Source organism: Nitratireductor soli, from assembly GCF_001050155.1.
Taxonomy (GTDB): Bacteria; Pseudomonadota; Alphaproteobacteria; order Rhizobiales; family Rhizobiaceae; genus Nitratireductor; species Nitratireductor soli.
In genome coordinates, this window is record NZ_LFVY01000001.1 from 1 (window position 1) to 16,254 (window position 16,254).

The 16,254-nt window shown below is 65.8% G+C and carries 19 protein-coding genes; 11 read left to right on the top strand and 8 right to left on the bottom strand.

Annotation, left to right across the window (positions count from 1 at the left end; genetic code table 11):
- Positions 1 to 108, top strand: a 108-nt coding sequence (locus AB843_RS24680) for a 2-oxo acid dehydrogenase subunit E2 (RefSeq protein ID WP_157384393.1), incomplete at its 5' end; no start/stop codon positions are given.
- A gap of 169 nt (positions 109 to 277) precedes the next feature.
- Here the strand turns inward: AB843_RS24680 and AB843_RS00005 are convergent.
- Together AB843_RS00005 and AB843_RS00010 are read right to left on the bottom strand one after the other, a co-directional pair.
- Positions 278 to 964 (bottom strand): HAD family hydrolase, encoded by a 687-nt coding sequence (locus tag AB843_RS00005; protein WP_048644749.1) that lies wholly within the window; start codon positions 962 to 964, stop codon positions 278 to 280.
- A 55-nt stretch (positions 965 to 1,019) separates the two neighbouring features.
- Positions 1,020 to 1,652: a hypothetical protein gene (locus AB843_RS00010; protein WP_048644750.1), complete on the bottom strand. Its 633-nt coding sequence runs from the start codon at positions 1,650 to 1,652 to the stop codon at positions 1,020 to 1,022.
- A 201-nt stretch (positions 1,653 to 1,853) separates the two neighbouring features.
- Here AB843_RS00010 and AB843_RS00015 point away from each other — a divergent pair, with 201 nt between their 5' ends.
- The 5 genes from AB843_RS00015 (at position 1,854) to ptsP (ending at position 6,613) form a co-directional block, all read left to right on the top strand.
- Positions 1,854 to 2,297, top strand: a complete 444-nt coding sequence (locus tag AB843_RS00015) for a transcriptional regulator GutM (protein ID WP_048644751.1) — start codon at positions 1,854 to 1,856, stop codon at positions 2,295 to 2,297.
- Positions 2,298 to 2,388: 91 nt separating this feature from the next.
- Entirely contained in the window at positions 2,389 to 3,129 is a 741-nt protein-coding gene (srlA, locus tag AB843_RS00020) for a PTS glucitol/sorbitol transporter subunit IIC (protein ID WP_048644752.1), read from the top strand.
- A 13-nt stretch (positions 3,130 to 3,142) separates the two neighbouring features.
- The gene (srlE, locus tag AB843_RS00025) at positions 3,143 to 4,144 is read left to right on the top strand and encodes a PTS glucitol/sorbitol transporter subunit IIB (RefSeq protein WP_048644753.1); all 1,002 of its coding nucleotides are present in this window, start codon (positions 3,143 to 3,145) and stop codon (positions 4,142 to 4,144) included.
- An 80-nt stretch (positions 4,145 to 4,224) separates the two neighbouring features.
- Positions 4,225 to 4,605, top strand: a complete 381-nt coding sequence (locus AB843_RS00030) for a PTS glucitol/sorbitol transporter subunit IIA (protein ID WP_048644754.1) — start codon at positions 4,225 to 4,227, stop codon at positions 4,603 to 4,605.
- 34 nt (positions 4,606 to 4,639) lie between these two features.
- A complete protein-coding gene (gene ptsP / locus AB843_RS00035; RefSeq protein WP_048644755.1) occupies positions 4,640 to 6,613 on the top strand; it encodes a phosphoenolpyruvate--protein phosphotransferase in 1,974 nt (657 codons plus the stop codon).
- Positions 6,614 to 6,731: 118 nt separating this feature from the next.
- Here ptsP and AB843_RS00040 read toward each other — a convergent pair whose 3' ends face one another.
- A complete protein-coding gene (locus AB843_RS00040; RefSeq protein ID WP_048644756.1) occupies positions 6,732 to 7,487 on the bottom strand; it encodes a hypothetical protein in 756 nt (251 codons plus the stop codon).
- 130 nt (positions 7,488 to 7,617) lie between these two features.
- Between AB843_RS00040 and AB843_RS00045 the strand changes: the two genes are divergently transcribed.
- The 3 genes from AB843_RS00045 (at position 7,618) to amaB (ending at position 11,240) form a co-directional block, all read left to right on the top strand.
- On the top strand, positions 7,618 to 8,640 hold the full coding sequence (locus AB843_RS00045; protein ID WP_082143571.1) for a sugar-binding transcriptional regulator: 1,023 nt from the start codon (positions 7,618 to 7,620) through the stop codon (positions 8,638 to 8,640).
- Between the two features lie 14 nt (positions 8,641 to 8,654).
- Positions 8,655 to 9,551 carry a LysR substrate-binding domain-containing protein gene (locus AB843_RS00050; protein ID WP_048644757.1) on the top strand — a complete coding sequence of 299 codons (897 nt, stop codon included), beginning with the start codon at positions 8,655 to 8,657 and terminating at the stop codon, positions 9,549 to 9,551.
- Between the two features lie 174 nt (positions 9,552 to 9,725).
- Positions 9,726 to 11,240, top strand: a complete 1,515-nt coding sequence (gene amaB, locus AB843_RS00055) for an L-piperidine-6-carboxylate dehydrogenase (protein WP_048644758.1) — start codon at positions 9,726 to 9,728, stop codon at positions 11,238 to 11,240.
- A gap of 165 nt (positions 11,241 to 11,405) precedes the next feature.
- Here amaB and AB843_RS00060 read toward each other — a convergent pair whose 3' ends face one another.
- From AB843_RS00060 to AB843_RS00075, 4 genes are all read right to left on the bottom strand, one after another.
- Positions 11,406 to 11,867, bottom strand: coding sequence for a GFA family protein (locus tag AB843_RS00060; RefSeq protein ID WP_048644759.1), 462 nt, complete (start codon positions 11,865 to 11,867; stop codon positions 11,406 to 11,408).
- A 64-nt stretch (positions 11,868 to 11,931) separates the two neighbouring features.
- Positions 11,932 to 12,195: a DUF2312 domain-containing protein gene (locus tag AB843_RS00065; protein ID WP_008596910.1), complete on the bottom strand. Its 264-nt coding sequence runs from the start codon at positions 12,193 to 12,195 to the stop codon at positions 11,932 to 11,934.
- Between the two features lie 124 nt (positions 12,196 to 12,319).
- Positions 12,320 to 12,628 (bottom strand): DUF1244 domain-containing protein, encoded by a 309-nt coding sequence (locus AB843_RS00070; protein ID WP_048644760.1) that lies wholly within the window; start codon positions 12,626 to 12,628, stop codon positions 12,320 to 12,322.
- A 13-nt stretch (positions 12,629 to 12,641) separates the two neighbouring features.
- Positions 12,642 to 13,439 carry an N-formylglutamate amidohydrolase gene (locus AB843_RS00075; RefSeq protein ID WP_048644761.1) on the bottom strand — a complete coding sequence of 266 codons (798 nt, stop codon included), beginning with the start codon at positions 13,437 to 13,439 and terminating at the stop codon, positions 12,642 to 12,644.
- 193 nt (positions 13,440 to 13,632) lie between these two features.
- Here AB843_RS00075 and AB843_RS00080 point away from each other — a divergent pair, with 193 nt between their 5' ends.
- Entirely contained in the window at positions 13,633 to 14,154 is a 522-nt protein-coding gene (locus tag AB843_RS00080; RefSeq protein ID WP_244467857.1) for a DUF1036 domain-containing protein, read from the top strand.
- On the top strand, positions 14,151 to 15,587 hold the full coding sequence (gene pyk / locus AB843_RS00085; RefSeq protein WP_048644762.1) for a pyruvate kinase: 1,437 nt from the start codon (positions 14,151 to 14,153) through the stop codon (positions 15,585 to 15,587). Before AB843_RS00080 ends, pyk begins: the two co-directional genes overlap by 4 nt.
- Positions 15,588 to 15,621: 34 nt before the next feature.
- On the opposite strand, the gene AB843_RS00090 is transcribed toward pyk, so the two are convergent.
- Entirely contained in the window at positions 15,622 to 16,218 is a 597-nt protein-coding gene (locus AB843_RS00090) for a tetratricopeptide repeat protein (RefSeq protein ID WP_048645152.1), read from the bottom strand.
- Positions 16,219 to 16,254: the final 36 nt, after the last annotated feature.

Genomic DNA, 16,254 nt, shown 5'->3' on the forward strand with positions numbered 1-16,254 from the left:
TCGGTGACGCTGTCGACGGACCACCGGGCGGTGGACGGGGCGCTCGGCGCCGAACTACTCGCTGCCTTCAAGCAGGTGATCGAGAACCCGTTCGCCATGCTGGTGTAGGGAAGGCGTTGCCCCCTCACCGACCCGCTTCGCGGGCCACCTCTCCCCCACTGTGTGGGGGCGAGGAGGGGAGCTCGTCATCGATGACAGCGCTCCTCTCCCCTGCTTTGCGGGGGAGAGGTGGCCCGCGAAGCGGGTCGGTGAGGGGGCTTGCAGCACCAGCCGGAGATCAGCCCTCGGCAATGGCACCCGCGATAAAGCCGCGCCGCGCCAGTTCGCGCTCCACTTCAGGCCAGTCGGCGCAAATTGCGTGTGCGCCGGCTGCCGTCAGTTTTTCGGCGTGGCCGGGATAGGTGTGGCTGCCGCCCGTGAAGCCGATGGCCGTCATGCCGGCGGCCACCGCACCCTGTATGCCGAAGGGAGAATCCTCGATCACCACCGATGAAGCCGGCGCGGAACCGAGCCTTTCGGCGGCGAAGAGAAAGATGTCCGGCGCCGGCTTGCCGTGCCTCACCATCGACGTGCTGAAGACCTCGTCGCCAAAGAAGCCGGCAAGGCCGGTGACCTCCAGGCTGAGCGCAATGCGCTTCATCGACGAGGAAGAGGCGACGCAGCGCGGCCCGCGCAGCATCTGCAGAAAGGGAAGGATGCCGCGTGTCGGCTCCAGATCCTCGGCGAACAGCGCCTGCGTTTCCACCCAGAAATCGTCGGTGGCATGCTCCGGAAAGGCATGCCCGGTGAGTTCATGGATGCGGGTGATGATGTCGGCCTCCTTCATGCCGATGCACTGGCCGACGATCTCGGCGGTGATCGTCATGCCGTGCTTGCGGTAGACGCGTTCGAAGGCAATGGCGGCCAGGGGCTCGCTGTCGACGAGGACGCCGTCGCAATCGAAGATGATCAGGGGACGCTGCATGTAGGCTCCGGGTTTTTCGGGAGGCGGGTTGTCGTGGGCGGAAACGGATCGCCGTTCAGGCAGAACCGGGGATGGCCGGCAGCGCCTCGAGCGCCTCGAGCGCCCGGCGCATGGCAAGCCGCCCCTCGACCAGGTCCGGGGCGACCCAGTTGGGCTCGCTGCCCAGGAAACGATCCAGGAAGGCGACGGCGGAAGCCGGCATTTCGCGCGTGTTCTCGCGATAGGACCACCAGGTGCGCAAATCGTCGGCGCAGCGGTCGAGCAGCGGCGCCTGGCCGAACTCCTGCTCGAATATGGCGGCGATCGCGCAGACGCAGTAGTTTGTGTAAAGGAAGCCTTCCGGCCAGAAGCGGACGATCTCCGCATTGGCAGCGGTGCTGGCGACCTCGCTGCCCGGGCTTATGCTGGCGGGCGCCCGGCGGATCAGTTCCTTGAGCGCCAGGCCGGCCGTGTAGACGATGAAATCGGCGCGGTCGAGCCGGGCGAATTCCTTGCGTGCGTCGATCATCTCGACCCAGTCGAGAAACACGCGGGTCAGCTTTTCCTCGTCGATGTCGAACCGGACGCCGTAATGCGTGGTCACGGCTTTCGCATTGCCGCGAAACGTGGCGCGGAACCAGCGCAGCTGCCGCAGCCTGTGCCGCAGGTCGGGCATCACCGCCAATTCGTTCTTGAAGTCCAGATCCACGTTTGAGGCTCCTTCGCGGAAATCATAGCATGCGGGCGGCGGTTTCCAATCAAATGAGCCGCGCCGGGGGCGGCGACGCTTCCCGCATCGAATATACAATTTGACATTTGAAAAAACAAATGTTCTTAATTTCCTGTTCCCGTTGTGCCGATGCAGGCTTCGCACGCACAGGGGAATAGGCGGTTTGGGAGGAGTTGCCTGATGGCATTATGGCAGTGGGGGCTGTTGCTCCTGGCTCTGGTATGGGCGTTGCAATCCTACGGGGTGTGGCTGCAGATGCGCCACTATTCCGACGTCTTCAAAGGCATCACACAAAAGTTTGCCGACGGCTATGTCGGCACGGGCGCGTTTCACGGCCGGTTCCTGAAGAAGGGCGCCATCGCCATCGTCGTCATCGCGCCGGATCTGACCGTGCGCCGCATCCTGACGATGAGCGGCCGGTCGGTCTTCGCCAAGTTTTCACGTCATGAAGAGTTCGAGGGCATGACCCTCGACCGGCTGCGGGCCGAGCCCGCCCTGTTCGGCGCGGACGCACCGGGCCTGACGTCGGCGATCACCCAGGCGGTGGCGCAGATCGACCGCACGCGCTCCGGCGCCGAGCCGCCGCTTACGGCGTCGCTGGCGGCGGCAAACGCACAGTCATGAACCGGCAAGCATGAAACGGGAATCCTGAGCCGGCCGAAAGACCGGTGCGGATCAGCGAAGGAGAGGGAGGAAAATGTCAGTCATTTCACTTATGGCGCAACACGCCGATACGGCCATGCAGGGGTTGCATATGGCCGGATCGCTGGCGGGCGATGCCGCGCTGCATGGCAAGCTTGCCATGAAGGGCGCATCGCATGATCTCGTCGTTCTCGCCCAGGCGAGCGGCGATATCTCGGTCGAGGAGTTCCGCGAGAAGCTGAACACCGTGACCCAGGAAGAGCAGCTCGGCTGGCTCACCGCCGCCGGCAAATATTTCATCGGCATCTTCCAGAAGGGCGGCGAAGTCTTCGCCGGCTTCGTCACCGGCATCATCCCGACGCTTGTGGTGCTGATGACCGCCTTCTACGCCATCACCGAACTGGTCGGCGAAAAGCGCGTGCACGGCCTGGCCCAGAGCGCCGGGCGCATCGCACTGACGCGCTACACGGTGCTGCCGGTGCTTGCCGTGTTCTTCCTGACCAACCCGATGGCCTACACGTTCGGTTCGTTCCTCGAGGAGAAGCACAAGCCGGCCTTCTACGATGCTGCAGTGTCCTATGTGCATCCGCCGCTCGGCCTGTTTCCGCACATCAATCCGGGCGAGTACTTCGTCTGGGGCGGCATTCTCGTGGCGCTGCTCGAACTGGAGCGTACCGGCGCGGTGCCGGGCGGTTATCACATCACCGTGGCGATCTGGTACGCCCTCGTCGGTCTCGTCGTGATCTTGCTCAAGGGCATGCTGACCGAGCGGATCACCGCCATCATGGCGCGCCGCCAGGGCGTTGAGCTCTAGGGGAGGGGCGGACATGGCTAACACATACAAGGCAGTCAAGATTTCGAAGGGCGCGTCCGGCTGGGGCGGTCCGCTGGTGATCGAGCCAACGGCCGAGCGCAGCAAGATCGTCTCGGTCACGGGCGGCGGCATCCATCCGGTCGCCAGGCGCATCGCCGAGATGACGGGCGGCGAAGCCGTCGACGGGTTCAAGAGCCCGCCGCTGGAAAGCGAGATGGCCGTGGTGGTGGTCGATTGCGGCGGCACGGCGCGCTGCGGCGTCTATCCGCGCAAGCGCATCCCGACCGTCAACCTGACCCCGGTCGGCCAGGCCGGGCCGCTGGCGCAGTTCATCACCGAGGACATCTATGTGTCCGGCGTCAAGCTGGAGAATCTCGAGATGGCCGACGGCAGCGCGGCTGCAACGGTGGCGGGTGCGGCCTCCTCGGACGGTTTCGCCGCAGCCGGTGCGGCGGCACCCGTTGAAACGGCCAGCGAAGGCGGCCTGATCGGCCTGATCAGCAGCATCGGCCGGGTGATGGGCCGCGTCGTCGGCATCTTCTTCAACGCCGGGCGGCGAACCATCGACCAGGTGGTGCGCAACGTGCTGCCGTTCATGGCCTTCGTGACCATGCTGATCGGCCTGATCCTCTACACGGGCATCGGCGATGTGCTGGCACAGCCGATGGGACCGCTGGCCAACAACATCGTCGGCCTGTTGATCATCTCGGCCATTTGCGGCTTGCCGTTCCTGTCGCCGGTGCTTGGGCCGGGCGCGGTGATCGCGCAGGTGATCGGCGTCGCCATCATCGGCCCGCAGATCGCCAACGGCACCATCGCCCCGGCCATGGCGCTGCCGGCGCTGTTTGCCTACAACACGCAGGTGGGTTGCGACTTCGTGCCCGTTGGCCTGGCGCTGGGCGAGGCGAAGCCGAAGACGATCGAAATCGGCGTTCCGGCGGTGCTCATCAGCCGCCAGATCATGGGTCCGGTCTCCGTGCTCATCGCTTGGGTGGTGAGCCTGCTGGTGCTGTAGGAATGCAGGCCCGGCGGCTGCATTCGCCATCGCCGGGCCTCATTCGATTGGTTGCATGCTGTTTTTCCGGGAGTTTCTGAATGCCGGTGTTTCTCAAGACGCGCATTACCGCAGTTGGACCTGAAGTGGCGGAACTGGCCGAGGGCGGTGTGCTGATCCTGTTTGCCGATGGCGCACCGGAGGAGCTTGCCGAAGTGTCTGTGCTGCATGCCGCTCAGGAAGGCCCGGCGTCCAATGCGCCTTCTGCCGGCACGCCGGTGCGCGTGGGCACGGTTTCGGCAGAAATCACAGCCATGGGCGATGCCGCCTGGAACAAGGTGCGCGAAATCGGCCATGTGGTGATCAATTTCAACGGCGCCCGGACCGTGGAGCGGCCGGGCGAGATCTGCGCCTCGGCGATCGAACCCTCGGTCCTGGTCGCCGCGTTGCAGACCGGTGCCGTCATCACCATCGGCGAATAGCGCCGTCCGTTCACACAGAGTATACGAGAATCGCATGGAACGCTCGACCATCGTCCGAGTGCAGGAAGGGCTGCACGCCAGACCCGCGACCCGCTTCGTGCGGCTCGCCAAGGGTTTCGAAAGCGATGTGGAAATCGTCAAGGGGGGCAAGGCCGTCAGCGCCAAGAGCTCCGTCAAGCTCATGCTGCTCGGTGTCAAGGAGGATGACGAGGTCACCATCCGCGCCGAGGGCGCCGATTCGATCGAGGCCGTCGAGGCGCTGATCGCCTATCTGGAAAACCCGTTGTCCGGGGTCGACGAAGCAGCCGTGGAGGCGCAATCCGCGCCGGCGGCGCCATCGTCCGCGCCGGCAAACCGGCCCGCGCCCGCCGGTGGCACGGGTGGTCTCAAGGGTGTGCCGGCCAGTGCGGGCGTGGCGCTTGGGCCGGTGTTCGCGCATTTTCCCGCGCAGATCGCACCGCGCAACGAAACGCTGGCGCCCGACCAGATCGGCGCCGAGAAAGCGCTGTTCGAAAGCGCGGTGGCGCGCCTGCAGGAGCGGCTCGACCAGTCGCTCGCGGCAGACGGCATGCAGGACAGCGATCGCGGCATCGTTGCCGCGCTGCGCGACATTGCAGCCGACGATGCGCTGCGCGACGAGACTTTGGACGCCATCGACGGGGGGCTTGATGCCGTTTCGGCGGTGATCGCCGCATCCTCGCGGCTTGCCGGCGAATTCCGCGCGCTGGACGACGCCTATCTGAGCGCGCGGGCCGAAGATCTCGACGCCATCGCCCGGCAGATCTGCCTGGCGCTGCTTGGCCAGGAGGACGCCCGGCTCGACGACATCGCCGATGGGGCGATCCTGGTGGCCGAGGACATCGGCGCCTGGGATCTGGCGCGCGCGCCATTAAAGCGGCTTGGCGGGGTGGTCTGCGGACATGGCGGGGCGACCTCGCATGTGGCGATCATCGCCCGCACGCACGGCATTCCGGCGGTGCTTGGCCTTGGTGACGCGGTGCATCAGTTGCGTGAGGCGAGCGAGGCGGCGATCGACGGCAATGCCGGTCGGGTGTTTGCCGACCCCGATGATGCTGCGCGTAAACGGTTCGCCGAGATGATCGGCGCGGCCGATCGCGAGAAGGAAGCGCTGAAGGCCTACAAGGATCTGGTGCCGCGCCGCGCCGACGGGAAGATCATCCAGGTCGCGGCCAATCTCGGCGCACTGGAGGAGATCGAGGCGGCGCGGGAAGCCGGCGCCATGGGCGTCGGCCTGTTCCGCACGGAGCTGTTGTTCATGCGGCACATGCACCTGCCGTCCGAAGACATGCAGGCCGAGACATACGCCACGCTGGCGCGGGCGTTTCCCGACCACCCGGTGATCGTGCGGACGCTCGATATCGGCGGCGACAAGCCGATTGCCGGCGTCGAGTTTCCCGAGGAGGAGAACCCGTTCCTCGGCTGGCGCGGCATTCGCATGTGCCTCGACCGGCCGGATATCTTCAAGGTGCAATTGCGGGCATTGTTGCGCGCCGCCGTCCACGGCAATCTGCAGGTCATGCTGCCGATGGTGTCCGACGTGAGCGAGGTTCGGCGCACGCGCGTCATCATCGAGGAATGCGCAGCCGAGCTCGCGGCGGAGGGCGTCGCCCATGCGGATTTCCCGCTCGGCGTGATGATCGAGACGCCGGCGGCGGTTTTCGCCGCGCCGGCGCTGGCCAGGGAAGTGGCGTTCTTCTCCGTCGGCACCAACGACCTGACGCAGTATGTGATGGCGGCGGACCGGCTCAACCCGGCCGTCGCCACGCTCAACGATGCGTCGCACCCCGCGGTGATGGCGGCCATCGAGCAGGCGGCGCAAGCGGCGCTCGCCGCCGGCATCGAGATCGGCATGTGCGGCGAGGCGGCGGCGCGCAGCGACCTGATTCCCGAATTCATCCGCATGGGGCTGACCGAACTCAGCATGAGCCCGGCCTCGGTCCAGGGCGTGAAGAAGCAGCTTTCGGAGCTGTTCAGCGGGGCCGGTTAGAGCGGTTCGGCGTTTCACAGAAGCGCCGAACCGGTCTAACGCATTGTTTTTCCGCATTTATGCGGACGCCAGGTGATTCCACCTGACTGCAAAATGCTAGTCCTGACCCTAGAGCAGATCACGGCAGATGCGTCAGCAGGCTTTCGAAGATCGCCGTCAGATCGGCAATCGGCCGGTCGGCCTGCAGGCCGCGCGCCATGCGCTCGCTGCGGGCGGCGATGCCGAGGGCGGCGATCTCGAGCAGGTCGGCCGCATCGACGCCGTCGTCGAGCATCAGCAATGCCGACGCCAGCAAGCCAGGCGCGAAGCAGCGGATGCAGGGCTCCTGGCGACCGTGCTCGAAACCCTCCTCGCTCAGCGCCTGACGGCAAATCTCCTGGAGCAAAGCAGCCAGGAGGCTGGCCGTGATGGGTCGCGCCACGGGTCGGGGCGCATCGCGCAGGGCGAGCAGCAGATGGCCGTGCCGGCGGCGGATTTCCGTGTGGGCGCCGGTGAAAAAGGTCTCGCGAAGCACCGGGGCGTCGCCATCTTCCAGCGTCGCGGCCAGGGACTTGGCCGCACGGTACATATGGCGGCGGAAGGCGCGCTCGCCCCCGGCCGGGTCCGGCACGAAATAGGCGATGAGCGGGCGCAGGACAAACGTGCTGCTGCCTTGCCGGCCGGGCAACACGGTGTGCGAGACGGATTCGGCCAAGGTCAGCGTGTCGTCGACAACGCTGACGGCACGGCCGATGATGCCTTCCACCTGGGATAATCGGCCCTGCGGGCGGGCCGGCGCGTTCTGGTCGTGGCGGAGTGCGCGCAGAAAATCCCGCATGTCGCGCAAGCGGTCCTTAAGATGAACCGCCGCTTCTTCCGAAGCGTCTCTAAGCATAAGGTGTCATCCTCAAGTAACCGGTTTTCCGCCGCCCGCCATTGACCGGGGCACCACATCATTGTTTTGGTCTGTCGGGAAATCAAGCTCGGTGATTGCGTCGAGCGTGGGAAAGGTGCGGGAAGGCCAGATGAGCAAGGCGAAGGTTCAAAAACAGGCAGCGGGGACGACCGGTTCGGCAGAGATGGCCGCCGCGCGTCCCAGGAGCAGCGCCATCAGCAGCAAGACCGACCGCCTGCGCGTGCGTGCCGCATGGATGTATTTCGTCGAGCAGAAGACGCAGAACGAGATCGCCGAGATTCTCGGCATCGGCCGCGTCAGTGTTGTGCGCATGCTGGCCGAGGCGCGCTCGCGCAACGAGGTCAAGATCACCATCGAGGGCGATCTGGCGGAAATCACCAGCATCGAACGCGCCCTGGAAGAGCGGTTCGGCCTGCAACGCGCCGTCGTTGCGCCGCTGTCGCAGCCAGGCGCCGATCCGATCCCCGCCATCAGTGCCGCCACCGGCAGCTTCGTCTCCGACGTGGTGGCCGCGGGCATGTCGGTCGGCGTCGGCTGGGGGCGCACATTGTTCGGCTCGCTGCCGTTCATGCGCGCCCGCCCGCTGGCCGATTTCAAGGTTATTTCGCTGCTCGGCGGTGTCGGTGTGGCGCGTCGCTTCAACCCGGCGGAATTCGCCTGGCGCTTTGCCCGTGCCTTCCAGGGGGACGGCTATCTCATCCCGGCGCCGGCGGTGGTGGACAGCGTCGAGACCAAGACGGCGCTGATCGAGCGCTGCGGGCTGCATGAAATCCTGACGCTCGCCGATACGCTGGACGCGGTGCTGGTGTCGGTCGGCGGCATCGCCTCGGCGACCACCTTCTATCGCGGCGGCTATCTGAGCGAGGCGATGCGCGAGGCCCTGGCGGGCAAGGGCGCGGTGGGCGACATTCTCTATCACTTCTATGACCGTGACGGCGCGCTGGTGGATCACCCGATCAACGACCGGGTGATGTCGGTCGATGTCGACCGGTTGCGCCGCGCGCGCATGCGCATCCTCACCTCGGGCGGTGCCGACAAGATCGATGCGCTGATCGGTGCGATGAAACTCGTCGAACCGACCGTGTTCATCACCGACGAGGAAAGCGCGCGGCAGGTCCTGGCGCTGGCGTAGGCAGGCATTTGATCATGGTGGAAGACAGGTTCGCGCGGCGTTTCCTCCCCTCATTTTCCGTCCTGCGCAGCTTTGCCTCGGCAGCGCGCCACCAGAGTTTCACGCTTGCCGCGGAAGAGCTGAACCTGACGCAGAGCGCCGTCAGCCGGCACATACGCGACATGGAGGCGGCCCTCGGCTTCAGCCTGTTTCGCCGCGTCGGGCGGCGGGTGGTGCTGACACCGGCCGGCAAGAACCTGGCGGATGCGCTGGAGGACGATCTGGGGCGCATCGCGCAGACGCTGCACCGGGCGATCGCCGCCGGCATGTCGGGTACGGTGCTGAATGTCGCCAGCCTGCCGACCTTCGCCGCGCGCTGGCTGATTCCGCGCCTGCCGGACTTCGAGAAGACTCATCCCGGCATCGGCATCAACCTGACGGCGCGCATCGATCCGTTCGACCTGGCGCGTGAGCGGTTCGATGTGGCGATCCATTTCGGCCGCGAGAACTGGCCCGATGCGAAACTCACCAAATTGTGCGACGAGGCGATGATCGCCGTCGCCGCGCCGCGCTTCATCGAGCGTCATGGCATCAGCGGGGCAGAGACGCTTTTCGACGCACCCCTGTTGCATCTGCAGAGCCGGCCCGGCGCCTGGGCCGACTGGATGCACGAGGCCGGCGTCGATGACGTTCCGGCCCTGCCCGGCAAGCAGTTCGACCAGTTCACCATGGTCATTGCCGGCGCGTCGGCCGGGCTCGGCGCCGGGCTCGTGCCGGCCTATCTGATCGAGGAGGAACTGCGCTCCGGCGCACTGGTGCCGCTCGGCAAGACGATGCTGAAGACGGCAAACAGCTATTTCCTCGTCCAGCCGCTCGGTGTCGACAACCCCTCGGCGGATGCCTTCGTGTCGTGGATCGTCAAACAGGTCTGACCGCCGCCTGCCGGCAGACGCATGACCGCTCATCATCAATACAGTCCGATTTTCCGTTTCCATTGCGGCGGGCCGGACCCTACATTCCGGCCGAAGGGCCAGACCCTATATTCCGGCCGCATGCGGCGTGCTTTTGCGCGCCAGTCAAACCAACTCCCAGGGAGCCAAGCACCCATGAGCATCAAGACCGAGACGAGCGACATCCTGAAGCGGCTGGGCGTCGACCCGAAAACCCTCTCCGGCGGTGACCTGATCGTCCGCACGCCGGTGACCGGCGAGCAGATCGCCGCAATCGCCTCCATCTCCGCGGCCGAAACCAGCGCTGTCATCGACCGGGCGCATGACGCCTTCAAGGCCTGGCGCGACGTGCCGGCGCCGCGGCGCGGCGAACTGGTGCGGCTGCTGGGCGAGGAGCTGCGCGCGGCGAAGGAGGATCTCGGCCGCCTCGTTTCGATCGAGGTCGGCAAGGTCCGTTCCGAGGGCCTCGGCGAGGTGCAGGAGATGATCGACATCTGCGATTTCGCCGTCGGCCTGTCGCGCCAGCTCTACGGGCTGACCATCGCCACCGAACGGCCCGGCCACCGGATGATGGAGACCTGGCACCCGCTTGGCGTGATCGGCGTCATCTCGGCCTTCAATTTCCCGGTCGCCGTCTGGTCCTGGAACGCAGCGCTGGCGCTCGTCTGCGGCGACAGTGTGGTGTGGAAGCCGTCGGAGAAGACGCCGCTCACCGCCCTTGCCTGCGCGGCGATCTTCGCGCGTGCCGCCAAGCGTTTCGGCCAGGACGCGCCGGACAATCTGATGACCGTGATCATCGGCGACCGGGCGGTCGGCGAGGCGATGGTCGATCATCCGAAGGTGCCGCTGGTCTCGGCCACCGGCTCGACGCGCATGGGCCGCGAAGTGGGTCCGCGCCTGGCGAAGCGTTTCGCCCGCGCCGTTCTGGAACTCGGCGGCAACAATGCCGGCATTGTCTGCCCCTCGGCCGATCTCGACATGGCGCTGCGCGCCATCGCCTTCGGCGCCATGGGCACGGCCGGCCAGCGCTGCACGACGCTGCGCCGGCTGTTCGTCCATGAATCGGTCTATGACGCGCTGCTGCCGCGCCTGCGCAAGGCGTATCAATCGGTATCCGTGGGCAGCCCGCTGGCGACGGATGCGCTGGTCGGCCCGCTGATCGACAAGGCGGCCTTCGACAATATGCAGAAGGCGCTCGAAGCGGCGAAGGCGCTTGGCGGGCAGGTGACGGGCGGCGGGCGCTTCGACGCCGGCAACGCCGATGCCTATTACGCCCATCCGGCCCTGGTGGAGATGCCCAGGCAGGACGGCGTGGTGCTGGAAGAAACCTTCGCGCCGATCCTCTACGTCATGAAGTACAGCGATTTCGACGCGGTGCTGGAACAGCACAATGCGGTCGGCGCCGGCCTCTCCTCGTCCATCTTCACCACCGACATGCGCGAGGCGGAAGAATTTCTCAGCGCGCGGGGCTCGGATTGCGGCATCGCCAATGTGAACATCGGCACGTCGGGTGCGGAGATCGGCGGTGCGTTCGGCGGCGAGAAGGAAACGGGCGGCGGGCGTGAATCGGGCTCCGACGCCTGGAAGGCCTATATGCGCCGCGCCACCAACACGGTGAATTATTCGAAGGCGCTGCCATTGGCGCAGGGCGTGTCGTTCGACATCGAATAGGCAGCGCTTGCGGCAAAACGTAAGGGCGGCAACCCTGTCATCCTGGCGGGGTGGTCGCATTCATTGGTGCATCCGAGCCTCCGCCTTGGGCGAACCGGGTTTTTCTCCAACTGCCGGCGCACGAAAGCGATGGGGACAAGCGCGCCATCGCGCCACGATGCGCGGTCAGCGGTCAGCCGAGTTACGCTGCTGTGCCTGCTGGACAGCGGCGCCGAATTGCTCCGGCGTTGGAGATTCCTCAAACGAGGGGACACCATCAGGGAGGCTGATCCAGTGTTGCTTTCGCCTGGTCCACATATGAACGATGGGCTCCAGCTTCTGGCTGCCGGCCAGCGTGCCCGCACGCAGGAAAATCATATCTGGGAGAGCGCTATTCCGGTTGAAGAGGCGCGTATGACAAACGTCGCAGAACACCTCCTCGAACCGGATGTCATTGGCCGTCCGGCTGTAGGTTGTCGTTGTCCCTTCACAGGCAAAGGCGGAGGCCGGCACCATCGCATGCTCGGCGAAAGCGCTACCACTGCGGGTTTGGCAGTTCAGGCAGTGACACGCGTAAACATGCACGGGACCATCGCTTGTGAGGCTGTAGGCGACTGATCCGCATTCGCAACTTCCAGCCTCTGTCATGGAAGACCCCTCCAAGAGTACAGTGTTACGTGCTGTTGCCATTCCGCACCGGCGGCCGAGCAGCCTATTCCATGCCGAGCGCGGCCATGTAGAGGTCGAGGATGGCTTCCTCTTCCTGGCGCTCGGCCTGATCCTTCTTGCGCAGCCGCACCAGCGTGCGCACCGCCTTGGTATCGAAGCCATTGCCCTTCATCTCGGCATAGACTTCCTTGATGTCCTCGGCGATCGTCTTCTTGTCTTCCTCGAGACGCTCGACGCGCTCGATGAAGGCGCGAAGCTGGCCGGCGGCCACGGTCTCGGATGTCTCTGTGGTGATGTCGTCGGCCATGCGAAACTCCAGTTCATGGATCGAATGCCCGCGACTCGGGGCGCGCGGGCTGGTTGCAGGTTCGATGCCTCAGCCGAGGTCCAGGGTCAAGGGGCGAAAAGGACGGGGAACCGCGCTTTGAGGCTCAGTGGTCCTTCGGGCGGTTGTCCTGGAAGGAGGCCTGCTGCTCGGGGGTCGCCTCCGTCTGGTGACGCGCGCGCCATTCCTCATACGGCATGCCGTAGATGATTTCGCGCGATTCATCCTTGCCGAGCGCAATGCCGTCGGCTTCCGCCGCCTCGCGATACCAGTTGGACAGGCAGTTGCGGCAGAAGCCGGCGAGGTTCATCAGATCGATGTTCTGCACATCGCCGCGGTCGCGCAGGTGATCGACAAGGCGGCGAAAGGCGGCAGCCTCCAGGTCGCGTTTCTGATCGTCGGTGAGCGTCGTCATGGCAGGGTCCTCGTCATATCCGGTCGGTGCGCGAGCCGTAATGCCTCACCTCATGCATATCGGGGCGGGCGTTGATCGCGTCAAGGATGGGCGCCAGGCGTTCAGCCCAGCTCCGGGCGCCTTCCTCGTCGGCGATCAGGTCCTGGCGGATCTCGATCAGCGCGTGGGCGAGGCCGCTCATCGTCGCGTGGCGGTGCATCGTGTCGCCCGGCAGGGCGCCGTCATAGGGTTCATTGTCGCCGATGGTCAGACGCTCGTCGGCGGCAAGGGCGGCGATCAGCGGCGTCACCGCGCGGTCGTCGCGGTCCCACAACAGGCCGGCGTGCCAGGGGCGTGGCCGCCCCTGCATGACCGGCGTGAAGGAATGGAGCGAAATAACCAGCGGCGCGGCGCCGCTGGCCGCCGCCGTGTGCGCGATCAGTTCCGCGACGGCCGCGTGATAGGGCCGGTAGAACCGGTCGAGCCGGGTCTGCCGCTCTGCCTCGGAGATCGGATAATTCCCCGGCACGATGGTGCCGTCATAAAGCTGCCGGATCAGGGTCGGATCGTCCTCGCCGCGGTTGGGGTCGATCAGCAGGCGCGAAAAGCCGCACAGGATTGCCGGCGCGCCGGTCAGCCTTGCCAGTGCGCGTGTCACGTTCTCGACACCGATGTCGTAGGCGATGTGGCGTTCGAATTCGCCGGCAGGCAGGCCAAGCCCGGCATAGGCGGCGGGCAGGGCGCGCTTGGCATGGTCGGCAATCAGCACCAGACCCTTGCCGTCGTCGCCGGCAATGCGTTCATAGGGAGCTTCGAAGGGGTGGGACGTCATCGGGCTTTCGGCAGGCTTGAAACGGTTCGTTTAACGGTGCTGTTATCGCTCTATGACCGTTTCCTTCCATGAAGCGCGCTCAATCGCAATGGCTTGGGCGAAAACGTGCCGCGGCTGCCGATGCCGCGTTGACAGGGGGGCGGACATTGCCGAAAAGGAAAATATGCTCAACTTGCGATCAGGGTGTCGGGAAATGCTGCGTCGGGCGTCACGCGTGAATTGCCGGGGGGCTTTTCTGCTTGCTGCTGCCGGATTATGCGCGCTTCTCCTGGCGCCGACACCGGCGCTTGCCGATTTCCGCGTCTGCAATTCGACGCAGAACCTGGTCGGCGTGGCGATCGGCTACCGCACGGCCAGCGGCTGGGTCAGCGAAGGCTGGTGGCATATCGAGAAATCGAGTTGCAAGACGCTGATCGAGGGCTTGCTCGAATCGCGCTATTACTACATCTATGCGGAAGACGCCGCGCGCGGCGGGCGCTGGGAAGGCGCGACCCAGATGTGCATAGCCCTCACCGAGTTCAAGATTGCCGGCACCAATGATTGTTTCGCACGCGGCTTCCAGCGTGCCGGATTCCAGGAATACGACACGCGCGAGCAGGAAAACTGGATGGTGGATTTGACCGATAGCCCGACCGACGACACCACGCTCAACGGTACCAATGGGGGCACCAATGGGGGCACCAATGCGGGCGCCAATGGCGGCGGTGCGCAATGAGGCGTAACCGCAAGGTCAAGATTCTGGCGACGCTCGGCCCGGCCTCTTCCGACGAAGCCATGATCGAGCGCCTGCTGACGGCGGGCGCCGACGTCTTCCGCATCAATATGAGCCACGCCAGTCACGACCTGATGCGCACGCTCGTCGCCCGCATCCGCTCGGTCGAAAAGAAGGTGGGGCACCCGATCGGCATTCTCGCCGATCTGCAGGGGCCGAAACTGCGCGTCGGCGCCTTCGCCGACAAGAGCGTGGCGCTCGAGGTCGGCCAGAAATTCGTGCTCGACGACAATGCGGCGCCGGGCGATGCGACCCGGGTGCACCTGCCGCATCCCGAAATCCTGAAATCGGTCGAGCCGGGACATCGGTTGCTGATCGACGACGGCCGCCTGCAACTGAAGGCGCTGGAGAACGACGGAAAATCGATCACCTGCGAGGTGGTGGCGGGCAGCAAGATCTCCGACCGCAAGGGCGTCAGCCTGCCCGACACGGACCTGCCGATGGGCGCGCTGACGGAGAAGGACCGCAAGGACCTCGACGCCGTGCTGTCGGCCGATGTCGACTGGATCGCCCTGTCGTTCATCCAGCGGCCCGAGGATCTGGCCGAGGTGCGCAAGGTGGCGCGCGGCCGGGCCCTGCTGCTGGCCAAGATCGAGAAGCCGCAGGCGGTGAAGCGCCTGGCCGAAATCATCGAATTGTCCGATGCGCTGATGGTGGCGCGTGGCGATCTCGGCGTCGAGATGCCGCTCGAGGCCGTTCCAGGCATCCAGAAGCAGATCACGCGCGCCTGCCGGCGCGCCGGCAAGCCCGTGGTCGTGGCGACGCAGATGCTGGAATCGATGATTTCGGCGCCGGTCCCGACGCGCGCCGAAGTCTCCGACGTGGCAACCGCCGTGTTCGAGGGCGCCGACGCCATCATGCTGTCGGCCGAATCGGCGGCGGGCGACTATCCCGTCGAGGCCGTCACGACGATGAACTCGATCGCCACGCAGGTGGAGCGCGACCCGACCTATAGCGACATCATCAACGCCCAGCGCAGCGAGCCCGAGGCGACCGGCGCCGACGCCATCTCGATGGCGGCGCGGCAGATCGCCGAGACGCTCAACCTGTCGGCCATCATCACCTACACCTCGTCGGGGACGACCGGCCTGCGCGCCGCGCGGGAGCGCCCGCACGTGCCGATCATCGCGCTGTCGCCGGTGGTGGAGACGGCGCGCCGCCTGTCGCTGGTGTGGGGCACGCATTGCGTCGTGACGGCGGATGCCAACGATCTGGACGACATGGTCGACCGGGCCTGCCGCATCGCCTATGAGGAAAAATTCGCCAAGCCGGGCGACCGGGTGATCATCACAGCCGGCGTGCCGCTGCGCACGCCCGGCGCGACGAACATGCTGCGCATCGCCTATATCGGTTCGGACGGCCTCGGCGGAATTTGATGCGTTCATCGTTTCACGGAAACGATGAACCGATCTAGATTCCCTGCCCCGCCAGCTCATCGGCCAGCTCGCCAACGGCTTTCTGCGCGCTGCGCAGCATCGGGTAGACGTCCAGGACACGCTGATAGGCGGCCAGCGCCTGCTCCTGACGGCCTGTCGACTGCAATATCCTCGCCATTCCCGACAGCGCGCCGAAATGGCGCGGTTCCAGTTCGAGCGTGCGGGAGATGTCGGCCATCGACCGGGCGTAGTCGTTCATCATGAAATGCAGCGTGGCGCGGCGGTTCCATCCCTCGGCATAGTCCGGGTAGAGCAGGATGACCTGGTCGAGGAAGTCGAGCGCGACGGGGAACTTCTCAGCCTTGATCGCCTCGTTCGCCCATTGCACCAAGAGGGCGGCCGTGGCGCTGCCGGAATCGCTCCATGTCTCGCCAATGCGCAGGGCGATGCGCCGGGCGGCCTGCTCGTTTCTTTCGTGCTTGAGATCCCGGAAAAGCGCGTCGAGCCGGGACGGCGCTTCCTGCGCCGTCCCGGTATCGGAAGCCAAGGGTGCCCGAGGCTGCTCGTCAGCCTGGGTGGCCGGTGAGAACGCAAGGAATGCCGTGCAAAAAACTGCGATGAATCGGACCATGGCGCGATCATACGCGCGCATCGGCATCAGGAAAAC

Excerpts from the sequence above, each read along its gene's own strand:
- AB843_RS00050 (WP_048644757.1), top strand. The coding sequence starts at position 8,655 with ATGGTGGAAGACAGGTTCGCGCGGCGTTTCCTCCCCTCATTTTCCGTC.
- ptsP (WP_048644755.1), top strand. The coding sequence starts at position 4,640 with ATGGAACGCTCGACCATCGTCCGAGTGCAGGAAGGGCTGCACGCCAGA.
- amaB (WP_048644758.1), top strand. The coding sequence starts at position 9,726 with ATGAGCATCAAGACCGAGACGAGCGACATCCTGAAGCGGCTGGGCGTC.
- srlA (WP_048644752.1), top strand. The coding sequence starts at position 2,389 with ATGGCGCAACACGCCGATACGGCCATGCAGGGGTTGCATATGGCCGGA.
- AB843_RS00080 (WP_244467857.1), top strand. The coding sequence starts at position 13,633 with ATGCTGCGTCGGGCGTCACGCGTGAATTGCCGGGGGGCTTTTCTGCTT.
- AB843_RS00045 (WP_082143571.1), top strand. The coding sequence starts at position 7,618 with ATGAGCAAGGCGAAGGTTCAAAAACAGGCAGCGGGGACGACCGGTTCG.
- AB843_RS00090 (WP_048645152.1), bottom strand. The coding sequence starts at position 16,218 with ATGGTCCGATTCATCGCAGTTTTTTGCACGGCATTCCTTGCGTTCTCA.
- srlE (WP_048644753.1), top strand. The coding sequence starts at position 3,143 with ATGGCTAACACATACAAGGCAGTCAAGATTTCGAAGGGCGCGTCCGGC.
- AB843_RS00005 (WP_048644749.1), bottom strand. The coding sequence starts at position 964 with ATGCAGCGTCCCCTGATCATCTTCGATTGCGACGGCGTCCTCGTCGAC.
- AB843_RS00060 (WP_048644759.1), bottom strand. The coding sequence starts at position 11,867 with ATGACAGAGGCTGGAAGTTGCGAATGCGGATCAGTCGCCTACAGCCTC.
- AB843_RS00065 (WP_008596910.1), bottom strand. The coding sequence starts at position 12,195 with ATGGCCGACGACATCACCACAGAGACATCCGAGACCGTGGCCGCCGGC.
- AB843_RS00070 (WP_048644760.1), bottom strand. The coding sequence starts at position 12,628 with ATGACGACGCTCACCGACGATCAGAAACGCGACCTGGAGGCTGCCGCC.
- AB843_RS00015 (WP_048644751.1), top strand. The coding sequence starts at position 1,854 with ATGGCATTATGGCAGTGGGGGCTGTTGCTCCTGGCTCTGGTATGGGCG.
- pyk (WP_048644762.1), top strand. The coding sequence starts at position 14,151 with ATGAGGCGTAACCGCAAGGTCAAGATTCTGGCGACGCTCGGCCCGGCC.
- AB843_RS00075 (WP_048644761.1), bottom strand. The coding sequence starts at position 13,439 with ATGACGTCCCACCCCTTCGAAGCTCCCTATGAACGCATTGCCGGCGAC.
- AB843_RS00040 (WP_048644756.1), bottom strand. The coding sequence starts at position 7,487 with ATGCTTAGAGACGCTTCGGAAGAAGCGGCGGTTCATCTTAAGGACCGC.
- AB843_RS00030 (WP_048644754.1), top strand. The coding sequence starts at position 4,225 with ATGCCGGTGTTTCTCAAGACGCGCATTACCGCAGTTGGACCTGAAGTG.